Source organism: Nonomuraea sp. NPDC004354 (assembly GCF_053602555.1).
Window position 1 is genome coordinate 128,517 of the sequence record NZ_JBSGDV010000004.1, and the last position, 13,465, is coordinate 141,981.

General features: G+C 71.8%; 12 protein-coding genes. 8 read left to right on the forward strand and 4 right to left on the reverse strand.

Annotated elements, in window-relative coordinates:
- The first annotated feature begins 57 nt into the window (after nucleotides 1-57).
- Complete coding sequence (locus tag ACWENQ_RS15330; protein ID WP_452414636.1) at nucleotides 58-342, forward strand: hypothetical protein; 285 nt, start codon at nucleotides 58-60, stop codon at nucleotides 340-342.
- Nucleotides 343-440: 98 nt separating this feature from the next.
- Here ACWENQ_RS15330 and dnaE read toward each other — a convergent pair whose 3' ends face one another.
- The 3 genes from dnaE to ACWENQ_RS15345 form a co-directional block, all read right to left on the reverse strand.
- Nucleotides 441-4,739 (reverse strand): DNA polymerase III subunit alpha, encoded by a 4,299-nt coding sequence (gene dnaE / locus ACWENQ_RS15335; protein WP_452415017.1) that lies wholly within the window; start codon nucleotides 4,737-4,739, stop codon nucleotides 441-443.
- Nucleotides 4,739-5,005 (reverse strand): DUF6504 family protein, encoded by a 267-nt coding sequence (locus ACWENQ_RS15340; protein ID WP_354915111.1) that lies wholly within the window; start codon nucleotides 5,003-5,005, stop codon nucleotides 4,739-4,741. The genes dnaE and ACWENQ_RS15340 overlap by 1 nt, the downstream gene beginning before the upstream one ends.
- An 83-nt stretch (nucleotides 5,006-5,088) precedes the next feature.
- The gene (locus ACWENQ_RS15345) at nucleotides 5,089-5,820 is read right to left on the reverse strand and encodes a GntR family transcriptional regulator (protein ID WP_449919454.1); all 732 of its coding nucleotides are present in this window, start codon (nucleotides 5,818-5,820) and stop codon (nucleotides 5,089-5,091) included.
- Between the two features lie 213 nt (nucleotides 5,821-6,033).
- On the opposite strand from ACWENQ_RS15345, the gene ACWENQ_RS15350 reads away from it, so the two are divergent.
- The 7 genes from ACWENQ_RS15350 to ACWENQ_RS15380 all read left to right on the forward strand — a co-directional run bounded on the left by ACWENQ_RS15350 (nucleotide 6,034) and on the right by ACWENQ_RS15380 (nucleotide 13,125).
- Nucleotides 6,034-7,074 (forward strand): ABC transporter substrate-binding protein, encoded by a 1,041-nt coding sequence (locus ACWENQ_RS15350; RefSeq protein ID WP_449919451.1) that lies wholly within the window; start codon nucleotides 6,034-6,036, stop codon nucleotides 7,072-7,074.
- Nucleotides 7,074-7,886 carry an ABC transporter permease gene (locus ACWENQ_RS15355; protein ID WP_452414637.1) on the forward strand — a complete coding sequence of 271 codons (813 nt, stop codon included), beginning with the start codon at nucleotides 7,074-7,076 and terminating at the stop codon, nucleotides 7,884-7,886. Before ACWENQ_RS15350 ends, ACWENQ_RS15355 begins: the two co-directional genes overlap by 1 nt.
- Nucleotides 7,887-7,896: 10 nt before the next feature.
- Nucleotides 7,897-8,757 carry an ABC transporter permease gene (locus ACWENQ_RS15360; protein ID WP_449919446.1) on the forward strand — a complete coding sequence of 287 codons (861 nt, stop codon included), beginning with the start codon at nucleotides 7,897-7,899 and terminating at the stop codon, nucleotides 8,755-8,757.
- On the forward strand, nucleotides 8,741-9,820 hold the full coding sequence (locus ACWENQ_RS15365; protein WP_452414639.1) for an ABC transporter ATP-binding protein: 1,080 nt from the start codon (nucleotides 8,741-8,743) through the stop codon (nucleotides 9,818-9,820). Before ACWENQ_RS15360 ends, ACWENQ_RS15365 begins: the two co-directional genes overlap by 17 nt.
- Nucleotides 9,810-10,433: an HAD family hydrolase gene (locus ACWENQ_RS15370; protein WP_449919440.1), complete on the forward strand. Its 624-nt coding sequence runs from the start codon at nucleotides 9,810-9,812 to the stop codon at nucleotides 10,431-10,433. The genes ACWENQ_RS15365 and ACWENQ_RS15370 overlap by 11 nt, the downstream gene beginning before the upstream one ends.
- A gap of 6 nt (nucleotides 10,434-10,439) precedes the next feature.
- Nucleotides 10,440-12,053, forward strand: a complete 1,614-nt coding sequence (locus tag ACWENQ_RS15375) for a serine/threonine-protein kinase (protein ID WP_449919437.1) — start codon at nucleotides 10,440-10,442, stop codon at nucleotides 12,051-12,053.
- A 112-nt stretch (nucleotides 12,054-12,165) separates the two neighbouring features.
- Nucleotides 12,166-13,125, forward strand: coding sequence for a quinone oxidoreductase family protein (locus ACWENQ_RS15380; RefSeq protein WP_354915135.1), 960 nt, complete (start codon nucleotides 12,166-12,168; stop codon nucleotides 13,123-13,125).
- Between the two features lie 61 nt (nucleotides 13,126-13,186).
- Here ACWENQ_RS15380 and ACWENQ_RS15385 read toward each other — a convergent pair whose 3' ends face one another.
- Entirely contained in the window at nucleotides 13,187-13,384 is a 198-nt protein-coding gene (locus ACWENQ_RS15385; RefSeq protein ID WP_452414640.1) for an SHOCT domain-containing protein, read from the reverse strand.
- Nucleotides 13,385-13,465: the final 81 nt, after the last annotated feature.

Genomic DNA, 13,465 nt, shown 5'->3' on the forward strand with positions numbered 1-13,465 from the left:
CACGAAGATTCACCGTTCCACTGACACATAGCGCGACGGCCATTAACTTAACGTGACATGCCTGGCCCCCAGCATGACGCGACCAACAACCCCTGGCCGGTTTCCAGCCCTTTCGCCCGTAAGCATTTCGGCAAGGGGAAAGAGGAAGGGCTCGCGGAAGGGCTCGCGAAGGGCAAGACCGAGGGTGAAGCCACGCTCCTGCTGACGCTGCTTGAGGCGCGGGGCATCGTCGTTTCCGACGAGATCCGGGCACGGATCGCCTCCTGTACCGACCTCCTGCAGTTCGACGTCTGGACACGACGCGCCGCCGTGTCGACCTCCGCCGAGGACGTGTTCGAGTAACCGGCCTTCGGCTGCCGGAGGAGTGGCATGCTGACCGCTTCTCTGCGGCTGGATCGGGCGCCGTCGGCTCGAGGGTTTCCTGGAGCCGGCGGCGCGGGTCAGGCGGCCTGGGTGGGGCCTGAGCTGCCCTGACTGGCGTGCCAGAGCTGGCGGGGCGGGGTGACGACGCCGGGGGTGGGGCCGATGTCGGAGTACGGCGAGATGCGGTAGCCGTTGGCGTACTCGATGGTGCGCCCGCCGACGTGCTCCGTGCCGGGGCGCTGCCTGTCGAGGAGCGCTCGGACCGCCTCCAGGCCGCCGGTGCGCCATGCGGCGTCCAGGTCCACGAGGTTCCAGCAGTCGACGGCCCGCATGGAGATCGCGCGGGTACCCGTGCGGCGGATCACTCCTCTGGCGACCATCAGCCACGACCCGAACACCGTCGAAGCGCACCTGCCCTGCACCGACTCGAAGAAGGTCAGGTCGACGGGGCCCGTGGAGTCGTCGAGGGTGGTGAAGATGACCCGCTGCCCCGAGCGCACCGCAGGGGTCTGCGTGGCCACCTTGACCCCGGCCACCAGCACCTCGGCGCCGTTGCGCTGGGCGAGCAGGTCCTTGGAGCGCACCACTCCGATGGCGTCGAGCAGTTCGTCGTGGAAGCTCATCACGTGGCGGCTGATGTCGATGCCGAGGATCTCCAGCTCCGCCTCGACCATCTCGGTCTCGGTCATCTCCGGGAGCTCGCCGGGCTGGATGTGCTCGGCGAACCCCAGGGGCAGCTGTACGGCCAGCGGCTCTCCCGCCCGGGGCTGCCCTTCGGCCACCGCCCCGTCCAGCAGGGGGCCGTTCTTCGGGGAGTCCTCGGCCGGGGTGGGTCTGGTCGTACCGGCCCTTGGCGAGGGCCTTCCCCTGTGGCGTGACGGTCTTCCCTGCCGCGCCGCCGAGGACGACGTCGCCCGGCTTCCATCGGTCGTCGCCCGGCTTCCGTCGGTCGTCGCCCGGCTTCCGTCGGTCGTCGCCCGGCTTCCGTCGGTCGTCGCCCGGCTTCCATCGGTTCCTGCCCGCCCCGAGAAGCCCGTGCCCGAGAAGCCCGTGCCTGAGAAGCCCGAGTCCGAGAAGCCCGGGTCCGGGGAACCCGGGAAGCCTGAGCCCGAGCCTGCCGAGCGGCCGGAACCCGAGAAGCCCGAGCCCGGGGAAGGTGTGTAGCCCTTGGGCGGCCGGGGACTCGCCTTGACGCCCGAGACCGAGGCCCGCTCCAGCACCCCCACCTGGGCGATCAGGTCACGTCTCGTCAGCTCCCCCGGCCGCCAGCGCGGGCCGCCCGGCCGTAGCGAGTGGAGGGCGTCGAACCCGCCCACCTGGACGATCCGTTCGACGACGGGACGCGAGGGCCTGGCCCTGTCCCAGAAGTCGGCGAGCGAGGTGTAGGGCTGCCCGGCCACCATCCGGTCGACCTCCGCCTCGCTCACCCCTCTGACCGCCGAGAACGGCACGCGCAGGCCGTACCCGCGACCGAGCTGGTCGGGCCGGAAGTCGCGCACCCGCCGCCGGTAGCCGGCCGCACCACCGAGCTCGCCACCAAGCGCGCCATCCAGAAAACCGCCCGAAACGCCGCCCGAAACTCCGCCTGAAACGCCGCCCCGCGCCTCGTCCCGCGCGCCCTCCAGAGCGGCGGGCCGGACGCTGACACGCAGCGGCGGGGGGCCGACGCGTTCGACGGTCCAGTGCTTGGCCGACTTGTTGACGTCGAGGGGAAGGATCGTCACCCCGCACTGCCTGGCCTCGTCGATGATCACCCGCTGCGGGTACATGCCGGGCTCGTGGGTGAGCACCCCCGCGAAGAAGGCCGCCGCGTGGTGCCGTTTGAGCCAGGCCGACTGGTAGGTGGGCAGCGCGAACGCGGCCGCGTGCGCCTTGCAGAAGCCGAAGGCGCCGAAGGCGTCGAGCACCTGCCAGGCCCGTTCCACCGTCGCCCGGTCGTAGCCGGGCAGCACGTTGGCGAGGAACCACCGCCGTGCCGCCTCGCGCAGGACGGGGTCGCCGAGGCTGCGCCGTACCTTCTCCGCCTCGGACAGGCCCGCGCCGGTCATCACGTCGATGATCTTCAGGACCTGTTCGTGGAAGACGACGACCCCGTTGGTCTCGGCGAGAGCCTCGCGCAGGCGGGGATGCGGGTAGGTGGCGGCCCGCCAGCCGTGCCGGGACTCCAGGTAGGGCGTGACCATGTCGGAGTTGACGGGGCCGGGCCGGAACAGCGAGATGTCGACGATCAGGTCGTTCATCGTGCGCGGCTCCAGCTTGGCGACCAGCTCGCGCTGCCCGGGCGACTCGATCTGGAAGCAGCCGAGCGTACGGCTCGCGCAGATCATGTCGTAGGTCGGCTCGTCGTCCTGCGGCACGGCGTCGAGCTCGATGTCCACGTCGTCGACCCGCTTGATCTCGGTCAGCGTGTAGGCCATCGCCGACTGCATCCGCACGCCGAGCACGTCGAGCTTGAGCAGCCCCGCCTCCTCCACGTCGTCCTTGTCGAACTGTGACATCGGGAAGTCGAGCGCGCTGCGCTCCACGGGGGTGCGGTCGCGCAGGCCGGCGTTGCCGACCAGCACCCCGCACGGGTGCAGCGCGATGTGCCTGGGCAGCCCGTCGAGCTTCTCCGCCAGCTCGAACACCCTGCCGAGCCCGGCCTCGTCGAGCCGGCTCTCGCGCAGCTCCGGCAGGTCCTTCAGCGAGGCGGTGATCTGGCGGGCGCGGATGTGCGGGAACGCCTTGGCGATGGCGTCGACCTCGTGCGGCGGCAGTCCCATCGCGCCGCCCACGTCGCGCAGGGCGCTGCGGGCCCGGTAGGTCTCCATCATGGACACGCAGGCCACGCGCGCCTCGCCGTACATGTCGTAGATCGCCTTGTAGCAGTCGAGGCGGCGGGCGGACTCCACGTCGACGTCGATGTCGGGCAGGCCGACGCGGCCCTCCGACAGGAAGCGCTCCATGAGCAGGCCGTGGTGGAGCGGGTTCACCTCGCCGATGCCGATGAGGTAGTTGACCAGGCTGCCCGCGCCGGAGCCGCGGATGGCGCAGCGGATGCCCATGTGCCTGATCCGGTCGGTGATGCCGACGACCGCCATGAAGTATCCGGACAGCCGCTTCTTCTCGATGACGGCCAGCTCGACCTCGAGGCGGTCGCGGGCCTGCCTCGAGCCGCGCAGGCCCCGGTCGTCGAGCCCGTCCTCGCAGCGATGGCGCAGCAGGGGGACCGGGTCCCTGCCGATCTCGGGCAGGTGCAGGTCGGGCGGGTCGCTGCGGAGGGCGAGCAGCCGCCTGGGGTCGATCACGCACGCCTCGGCGAGCGCGCGCGTGGTGTGCAGGAGCCGGTTGGCGCGCGACTGGTCGCCGCCGCAGATCTTGTGGGCGACCCTGCGCATCTCGTCGCCGCTCTTGAGGTAGGCGTGGGAGGTGCTCCGCTCCAGGTGCCGGGGGTGGAGGGGGACGAGCTGGCGCGCCGCGTCGAGCACGTCGCCCACCTGGTGGTCGGCGGGGTCGAGATACCTGACCGCGTTCGTGAGGACGGCCGGCACGCCGAACTCCTCGGCGAGGGAGAGCATGCGGACGGCGGTGGTGGCGTCGCGGTAGCCGTACTGGTCGACCAGCTCGATCACCACGCCGCGCACCTGGGAGCGCCAGAGGCCCAGCAGCGCCCTGGCCTGCTCGTCGCGTCTGGCGGCCACCGCGCGGCCCACGTCGGATCTCGGGCCGAGCAGCACGACGAGCCCGTCGTCGGGACCGAACGCCCCGCCTCGCTCCCTGCCGCCCTGACGCCTCGCCGGCGCGGGCGACAGCCCGGCGGCCGGCTGCCCAGCGCCAGGGAGGGTGCCGGTGCCAGGGAGGGTGCCGGCGCCCGCGGCCCAGGCGGCGACCAGGTCGCGGGTCACCCTCGGCTCGCCCCGCTCGCCTGCGTGGTGGGCGGCGGTGACCAGGCGGCACAGCCGGGACCACCCGCCGGAGCGGGCCAGGACGGTGACCCTGTCCTCGGCGTCGGGCCCGGTCCGCGGGCGCGCCTCCCGCGGACCGGAGGCGGAACGGCCGTCGCCCGGCCCGCGGCTCCCTGAACGCGAGGCGGGCTGGTAGGCGCCGGGCAGCGGCCCGTAGGCGGCGCGGTCGCGCGGCGGGACGGGGTCGAACGCCTGCCCTCCGGCCGCGCCGGGCGAGACGTCGAGGGAGAAGTCGACGCCGAACACCGGCGAGATCCTGGCGTCCATGCAGGCCTGGGCGTGCTTGAGCGCCCCGTAGAGCCCGTCGCGGTCGGTCAGCGCGAGGATGTCCATCCCGTGCTCGGCCGCCCGTCGCACCAGGGCCTGGGGGAAGGCGGTGCCGTACCGCATCGAGTAGGCGGAGCTCACGTGCAGGTGCGGGAAGGAGAGCATCAGTCCCACGCCCTCAGCAGCAGCCAGCCTCCGCTGGCGGTGTCGAAACGCAGCTCGTAGGAGCCGCGCTCACGCCCGGGGCTGGCCTCGACCCGCCAGAACTGGCGCTCGCCGGGGTCGGCCTCGCCGGTCTTCCACCATTCACGGGCCACCACCCACTGGTCGAGGACGCGACGGACGAGGTAGAGCCGATCGCGCCAGACGAACTGGGTCGGCTGGCCCTCCCTGGTCCACACCTCTATCGGATCGCCGTAGAGTCTGCTCAAGACGCTTCTTCTCCCCGTGGCTCTGGGTCTGCTGCTGAGCCACCCGGGGGAAGTCGGGCGCTATATCGAGCATATGTTCGATGTCATGGGAGTGCAAGCCGCGTGAGCGGGTTGGCGCCGATCGAGTTCCGGATGCTGAAGGCGACGCTGCCGGCCCGGTAGCGGTCGTCCGACAGTTCCACCGGGCGGCCCTCCTGTGTGGTGGTGATCCGGCGCTGGCGCAGCAGCGGGCTGCCGCGCCGCACGCCGAGCAGGCGGGCGTCCTCGGTGCCTGCGGCGATCGCGTCGATGAGGTGCTCGCCGTAGGCGAAGACCAGGCCGACCCTGTCGTACAGCGCCTGCGTGACCGACTCGCAGTCGCTCGGCAGCCCCTCGACGGCGGAGGCGATCCACGAGGCGTAGACGGTCCGCTCCAGCAGGACGGGCTCGCCCTCCAGGGTGCGCAGCCTGAGCACCTCGAGCACCTCGGCGCTGCCGAGCCTGACCGACTCGGCCGGCGCCGCCCTGCGCCGGCGCTGGGCGAGCACCTGGCCGCCCACCGCGTGCCCCTTGGACCTGGCCCACTGGGCGAAGCTGTGCAACTCGGCGAAGCTCTGGCTGCGCTCGCCGCCGAGCACGATGCGTCGCGCCCCCTGCCGCGAGCCGATCAGCCCCTCGGCGGCGAGGATCGCCACGGCCTGCCGTACGGTGCCCCTGGCGGCCGAATAGCGCGCAGCGAGCTCGGCCTCCGAGGGCAGCTGGGACCCTACCAGGTGAACACCGGCCAGGATCTCGTCACGCAGCTCAGCGGCGATCTTTTCATAGCGCGCGGCCATTCACGACCCCTCCTGTTCATGAAATAGCAACGTTTATGCGACTAACTGGGTCTGGCCTTGTTTGTACAAGTTCCCCTACCTTTTAGCCACACCCCAGAGAGTGGAGGCGACGTGTCCGCACCTCGCATCGCAGGCTTGATCGCAGCTCTAACGGTAGTGACAGCGGCGTGCGGCGCCGCTCCGACCACCCAGCCGCAGACGACGACGGGTGGGGTGAACGCCGCGACGGCGACCTCTGCCGCCGACTTCGGCGGTCTCGACAAGCTTGTCGAGGCGGCCAAGAAGGAGGGCAACCTGCACGTCATCGCCCTGCCGCCCGATTGGGCCAACTACGGCGAGATCATCAGGAAATTTCAGGAAAAGTACGGCATCAAGATCGAGAGCGAGAACCCCGACGCCTCCAGCGCCGACGAGATCAACGCGGTGAAGACCCGCAAGGGTCAGGACCGCGCGCCCGACGTGCTGGACCTCGGCCAGTCCTTCGGCTTCAGCGGCGCCAAGGAGGGCCTGTTCGCGCCCTACAAGGTGCAGAGCTGGGACAAGATCCCCGAAGGCCAGAAGGAGCCGAACGGCCTGTGGGTCAACGACTACGGCGGCTTCGTCTCGATCGGCTGTGACGCCAAGAAGATCACCACGTGCCCCAAGACGTACGCCGATCTCCTCAAGCCCGAGTACAAGGGCAAGGTCGCGCTGAACGGCAACCCGAACAAGTCGGGCTCGGCCTTCGCCGGCGTCTGGGCGGCCTCGCTGGCCAACGGCGGCTCGCTCGACGACATCGGCCCCGGCGTGCAGTTCTTCAAGAAGCTGAAGGACGTCGGCAACTACAACCCGGTCGAGTCCACGCCCGCCACCGTCGAGAAGGGCGAGACGCCCATCAGCATCGACTGGGACTACCTGAACGCCGGATACCGCGAGCAGTTCCTGCCGAAGGGTCTCGACTTCCAGGTGGCGGTGCCGTCCGACGGCATCTACGCGCAGTACTACGTGCAGGCCGTCAACAAGGACGCCCCGCACCCGGCCGCGGCGCGGCTGTGGATGGAGTTCCTCTACAGCCCCGAGGGCCAGAACCTGTGGCTCAAGGGCGGCGCCCGTCCCGTGCTGATGCCCGTGATGACCGCCGACGGCACCATCGACAAGGCACTGGCCGAGAAGCTGCCGCCGGTCCAGGGTGAGCCGAAGTTCCCGACCGAGGCCCAGGTCAACAAGGCCAAGGAGGACCTGGCCAAGACCTGGGACGCGGCTGTGGCCGGCTGATGGCGCGCGTTCTCGGCGCGCTGCCGTTGCTGGCGTTCGTCGCGCTCGCCTTCGGGATCCCCGCCATCGCGATGGTGGCGGGGGCCTTCACCGTCGAGGGCGCGCCGGGGCTCGGCAACCTGGCGCTCACCACGCAGGGCGGCTACCTGCTCGCGCTCGGCAACAGCGTGAAGCTGTCGGCGGTGGTGGCGGTGCTGGGCGCGGTGCTCGGCACCTTTCTCGCCCAGGCCGTGGTCACCTCCCGGTCACGGGCGCTGCGCGAGGCCGTGCTGACCGCCTCCGGTGTGCTGGCCAACTTCGGCGGCGTGCCGCTGGCCTTCTTCTGGGTGGCCACGCTCGGCAACGCGGGCGTGGTCAGCGGCCTGTTCGGCCTGCCGTCCGGCACGCTGTTCACCTTCTGGGGCCTGGTGCTGGTCTACCTGTACTTCTCCGTGCCGCTCATGGTGCTGGTCATCGCGCCCGCGCTGGACGGTCTGCGCCCGCAGTGGCGCGAGGCCGCCGCCAACAACGGCGCCACGTCCTGGCAGTACTGGCGGTACGTGGCCCTGCCGGTGCTGACCCCCGGCCTGCTCGGCGGCGTGGTGCTGCTGTTCGGGTCGGCGTTCGCCGCCTACGCCACCGCCTCGGCGATGGGCGCGGGCACCGTGCTGCCGCTGGTCACCCTGAAGATCGCCGCGGCTCTCTCCGGTGACGTGCAGACCGGCTTCGAGAACGTCGGCCTGGCGCTCAGCCTCGACATGGTCCTGGTCGCGGCGCTGGTCATGGCGGTCTACCTGCCGCTGCAGAGAAGGAGCACCCGATGGCTCCAGTGAGGTGGACGCCGTGACCGCGCTCGCGCCCGTCGCGCCGGTCCCCGAGAGCGCGCCCGCCGTCTCCCGCCGCCGGGACCGTCCCGGTCTGTGGCGGGGGGTCGTCCTCGCGCTGGCCGCCCTGTACTTCCTCGTCCCGCTCGCCGCGTCGTTCTGGTACACGGTCCACAACCAGAGCACCGGCCTCTCGTTGGCCCCCTACGCGGAGCTGTGGACGGCCGAGGGCTTCCTGACGAGCCTGCTGCTGTCCCTCGGGCTCGCCCTGGCCACCATCGTGCTGGTGCTGCTGCTCACGCTCCCCGCCATGATCACGGTACGGCTGGCCGCCCCCCGGCTGCGCCCGGTCATGGAGGTGATCTGCACGCTGCCGCTGGTCGTGCCGCCGATCACGCTCGTGGCAGGGGTCAGCAGGTCCCTCCAGGTCGGCGGCGACGTGCTGGCGCCCACGCCGTTCTGGGGGACGCTGATCGCGATCCAGAACCAGGACTTCCCGCTGGTGCTGGTGTTCGTCTACGTCGTCCTCGTCCTGCCGTTCGTCTACCGCTCCCTCGACGCGGGGCTGCGCACGATGGACGTGCGGACGCTGGTCGAGGCGGCCCGCAACCTGGGGGCGTCGTGGCCGCACGTGATGTTCCGGGTGATCGTCCCCAACCTGCGCTCGGCGCTGGCCAGCGCCTCGTTCCTCACGCTCGCCCTGGTCCTCGGCGAGTACACGGTGGCCAGCATCCTCGGCTACCAGCCGTTCGCCGTCTGGATCGTCACGATCTCGGGCTCCAAGGGCCAGCTGTCCGTCGCCGCCTCGGTGCTCAGCCTCCTGCTCACCTGGCTGCTGCTGCTCACTATCTCGGGAGGAAGCCGTGACCGCTCGGCTTGAGTTCCAGGGCCTGCGCCGGGTCTTCGGCAAGACGGTCGCCCTCGACGGTCTCGACCTCACCATCGAGCCGGGCGAGCTGGTCGCCCTGCTCGGCCCGTCGGGCTGCGGCAAGACGACCGCGCTGCGTTGCGTGGCCGGGTTCGAGCATCCTGACGCGGGCGCGGTGCTGGTGGACGGCAAGGACATCACCGGCGTGCCGGCCAACAAGCGCGACGCGGGCATGGTGTTCCAGTCCTACTCGCTGTTCCCCAACCTGAACGTGGCCGAGAACGTCGCCTTCGGCCTGCGGGTCCGCAAGACGCCGCAGGCGGCGCGCCGGCAGCGCGCGCTGGAGCTGCTGGAGCTGGTCGGCCTGCCCTCGCACGCCGACCGCTACCCGCACCAGCTGTCCGGCGGCCAGCAGCAGCGGGTCGCCCTCGCCCGCGCGCTGGCGCTGTCGCCGCGCCTGCTGCTGCTCGACGAGCCGCTGTCGGCGCTGGACGCCAAGGTCCGCGTCGCCCTCAGGGAGGAGATCCGCCGCCTGCAGCTCGACCTGGGCATCACCACGATCTTCGTGACGCACGACCAGGAGGAGGCGCTGTCGATCGCCGATCGCGTCGCCGTGCTCAGGAGCGGGCGCCTGGAGCAGTGCGGCACGCCCGCGGAGGTCTACGACCGGCCGGCCACGCCGTTCGTGGCCGAGTTCGTCGGCACCATGAACCACCTGCCGGGACGCGTCTCGGGCGACAGGGTGACGGTGTTCGGCCAGCTCCTGCCGATCGCGGCAGGAGCGGAGGGCACCGACGTGGACGTCCTCATCAGGCCCGAGGCGGTGCTCGTCACCCCCTCCGAGGAGGGGCGGGCCGAGGTGATCGCCGCCTCCTTCCGCGGCGCGTCCGTCAGGCTGCGGCTGTCCGTGGAGGGCGGCGAGGTCCTCGCCGACGTCCCCGGGCACGAGGCGGCACGGCTGGCGCCTGGCACGCGCGTGACCGTCCGCCTGGTCGAGCGGCCCGTCCTTCTGGCGCCGCGCAGCACCGCCACACCGACTCCGACCTCTGCGAAGGATCCCGCGGGTGCCGTCTGACTCCACGCCGCGCGCGCCCCTTCCCTTCGAAGCCGTCCTGTTCGACATGGACGGCACGCTCGTCGACACCGAGGGCCTGTGGTGGGAGGCCACGGTCGACGTCGCCGCCTCGCTGGGGCGCGTCCTGGGCCCCGCGGACACGCCGTACGTCCACGGCCGCACGGTCGAGGACACGGCCGCGCACCTGGCGCCGGCGGCCGACCAGGAAACGGTCGACGCGGTCGCCGAGCGGCTGACCGAGTCGTTCGCCGACCGCATCAGGCGGGGGGTGCGGGTCATCCCCGGCGCCGCCGAGCTCCTGCGGGCACTCGCCACCGAGGCCGTCCCCACGGCGCTGGTCAGCGCCTCCCCGCGGTCGATCGTGGAGCTGGTGCTGCCGTCGCTCGGCCACAGGTTCGCGGTCGTGGTCGCCGCCGGGGAGACCGCGCGCGGCAAGCCGCACCCCGACCCGTACCTGGAGGCGGCCCGGCTCCTGGCGGCCGACCCGCGCCGCTGCGTCGCCGTGGAGGACAGCCCGACGGGGATCGCCGCCGCCACCGCCGCGGGTTGCCGGGTGCTGGTCGTCTCGCCTTCCGCGGGACTGCCCGATCTGCGCGTGATGTCGCTAAGCTGACCGGTCGTGAACCAGATCGGACGCTACAGGCTGTTGAACGTGCTCGGCAGGGGCGGCATGGGCACGGTCCACCTGGCCGAGGATTCTTCGGGGCAGCGCGTCGCGATCAAGGTGATCAATCCGGAGCTCAGCCAGCACGAGCAGTTCAGGATGCGCTTCCGCCGGGAGGCCGACGCGGCGCTCAGGGTGCGCAGGTTCTGCACGGCCGCGGTGCTGGAGGCGGCGCTCGACGGCGACCAGCTCTACGTGGTGACCGAGTACGTGCCCGGGCCGAACCTGGAGGAGGCGGTCAGGCAGTCGGGCCCGCTGCGCGGTTCGAGCCTCGACGCGCTGGCGGTGAGCGTGGCGACCGCGCTCATCGCCATCCACGCGGCGGGCGTCGTGCACCGCGACCTCAAGCCGTCCAACGTGCTGCTGTCGCCCGTCGGCCCGCGCGTGATCGACTTCGGCATCGCCAGGGCGCTCGACGAGATCGGCGGCGTGACCGGCACCGGCGAGCTGATCGGCACGCCCCGCTACATGGCGCCCGAGGTGCTGCGCGGCGAACCCGTCTCGCCGGCGTGCGACGTGTTCTCGTGGGGCTGCCTGATGGCGTTCGCGGCCACGGGACGCGCGCCGTTCCCCGGCGAGACGCTGCCCGCGATCATCTACCAGGTGCTCAACACCGAGCCCGCCCTCGACGGGCTCGAGCCCGGCCTGCGTGAGCTGGTGGTGGCCGCCCTGGCGAAGGATCCGGCGGCCCGCCCGACGGCGCAGCAGATCCTCGACCACCTGATCGGCCGCCAGGCGGCCCCCGAGCAGGTCGTGCAGACCGTGCGGGTGGCCTGGCAGGAGGGCGGCACCGCCGTCCACCTCCCTCCTCGGACCGGCGCGAAGAAGGCCAGGGTCCTGGCGGGGGTCGCCGTCGCGGCGGTGGCGCTGGTGGCGGCGGCGGGGGTGGGCGTGTGGACGATGCTGCCCGGCGGCCCGCCGGAGCTGCCCATGCTCTTCTCCGACGACTTCACCTCGACCTCGAGCGGCTGGAACGGCACCTACGACAGCGAGGCCGACAACAGCCAGGGCTACATCACCTCCGACTTCACCTACGGTCTCGACGCCGGCGAGTACAGCGAGGAGCGCTGGGCGACGGCTCCGGTGCCGTTCGCCACCGAGAAGCCCGCCTCCCCCGAGCCCTCGGCCTCGCCCACGCCGATGATGCCCTCCACGCTGGTCGTCGGGGTGACGGCCAAGGCCAGGTCCGGCGCCGGCGAGTTCGGCCTGTGGTGCAGGGGCCAGGGCGACGGCGACGGCACCTACTACGAGTTCACCCTCGACACCTCGGGCAACGCCAGGATCCGGCGCATCGTCGACTCGGCGGGCGGCAACATGGCCGCCCCGGTCAAGCTCGACGGGTTCAACCCGAGGGACAAGAACCACATCCAGGTCGCCTGCGAGGACGAAGGCGGCGCCATGCGGCTGTCCATGTGGGTCAACGGTGAGCGGGTCCACCAGGTCGACGACCCGGCCGGCCTGCCGACCGGCGACATCGGACTGTTCGCCCGCGTGCCGAAGGGCAGCGACAACCCGCTCAAGATGGTCTACGACGACTTCGAGATGCGCGGCCTCAAGCAGCAGCCCTAGCGCCCCGACCTCCTGGAACAGGCGCTGGAGGCCTGCCGGGGCGCGCTGGTGGCGGTCTCCGCGACAGGACCCTGCACGAAGGTTACGGCGGCGCCAGGTGGAGACTGGAGCCATGCATGCCATTGTGATCAACGCCCAGGGCGGCCCCGAGGTCCTCCAGTACGCCGAACACCCCGACCCCTCACCCGGCCCCGGCGAGGTGCTGATCGACGTCGCCGCGAGCGGCGTCAACTTCATCGACGTCTACCACCGCACCGGCACCTACCCCCTTGACCTGCCGTCGCCGATCGGCTCCGAGGGGGCGGGCACCGTCGCCGCCGTCGGCGAAGGGGTGGACGACGTCGCCGTCGGCGACACCGTCGCGTGGGTGAACGTGCTGGGCAGCTACGCCGAGAAGGCCGTGGTGCCGGCCTCCAGGGTGGTGCCCGTGCCCGACGGCGTGCCGGCCGAGCTGGCGGCGGCCTCGCTGCTGCAGGGCCTGACCGCGCACTTCCTGACGCACTCGGTGCACGAGGTGAAGCCGGGTGACGTCATCCTCGTGCACGCGGCGGCCGGCGGCATGGGGCAGCTGCTGACCCAGCTCGGCAAGCTGAAGGGCGCCACGGTGCTCGCCACCGTCTCCTCCGACGCCAAGGAGAAGCTGGCCAGGGAGGCCGGCGCCGACGAGGTGTTCCGCTACGACGGCTTCGCCGACGCCGTACGCGCCGCCGTGCCGCGCGGCGTGGACGTCGTCTACGACGGGGTGGGCGCCACCACCTTCGACGGCGGCCTGGCCGCGCTGCGCCCGCGCGGCCTCATGGTGCTGTACGGCGGGGCCAGCGGCCCGGTGCCGCCGATGGACCCGCAGGCGCTCAACAGGAACGGCTCGCTGTACCTGACCAGGCCGTCGCTCGTCCACTTCATCGCCGAGCGGGACGAGCTGCTGTGGCGGGCGGCCGACCTGTTCGGCTGGCTGGCGGCGGGCGAGCTGAGGATCAACGTCTCCGAGCGCTACCCGCTGGCCGAGGCGGCGCGGGCGCACGAGGACCTGCAGGCCCGCCGTACGACGGGCAAGCTGCTGCTGATCCCCTGATCCCCTGATCGCGTGATCGCCTGGCAGGGCCGCCGGCCGGGCGGTCCTGCGCCGGCGTGAGTCACCAGTCCTGGTTGAGGCCCGACATCCGGCGGAGGTACTCGTCCTCGTCGATCTCGCCCGCGGCGTAGCGGCGCTTGAGTATCTCGCGAGGGCTGTCCTTGGGCGGCCGCGCGGGCGGCGCGGGACGCCGTCTGATCATCATGAGCACGAGCACCACCAGGATGATCAGCAGTAGTACGACAAGCAGCTTCAGCATGCGGACGCCACCCTCCTCCCGAGAACTTTACGGACCCCGGCCCGGTGCGGCCAGAGGCAGCCAGGCTAGGCGATGATACGG

Coding starts and splice junctions, on each gene's coding strand:
- ACWENQ_RS15330 (WP_452414636.1), top strand. CDS start 58: ATGCCTGGCCCCCAGCATGACGCGACCAACAACCCCTGGCCGGTTTCC.
- dnaE (WP_452415017.1), bottom strand. CDS start 4,739: ATGCTCTCCTTCCCGCACCTGCACGTGAGCTCCGCCTACTCGATGCGG.
- ACWENQ_RS15345 (WP_449919454.1), bottom strand. CDS start 5,820: ATGGCCGCGCGCTATGAAAAGATCGCCGCTGAGCTGCGTGACGAGATC.
- ACWENQ_RS15355 (WP_452414637.1), top strand. CDS start 7,074: ATGGCGCGCGTTCTCGGCGCGCTGCCGTTGCTGGCGTTCGTCGCGCTC.
- ACWENQ_RS15380 (WP_354915135.1), top strand. CDS start 12,166: ATGCATGCCATTGTGATCAACGCCCAGGGCGGCCCCGAGGTCCTCCAG.
- ACWENQ_RS15385 (WP_452414640.1), bottom strand. CDS start 13,384: ATGCTGAAGCTGCTTGTCGTACTACTGCTGATCATCCTGGTGGTGCTC.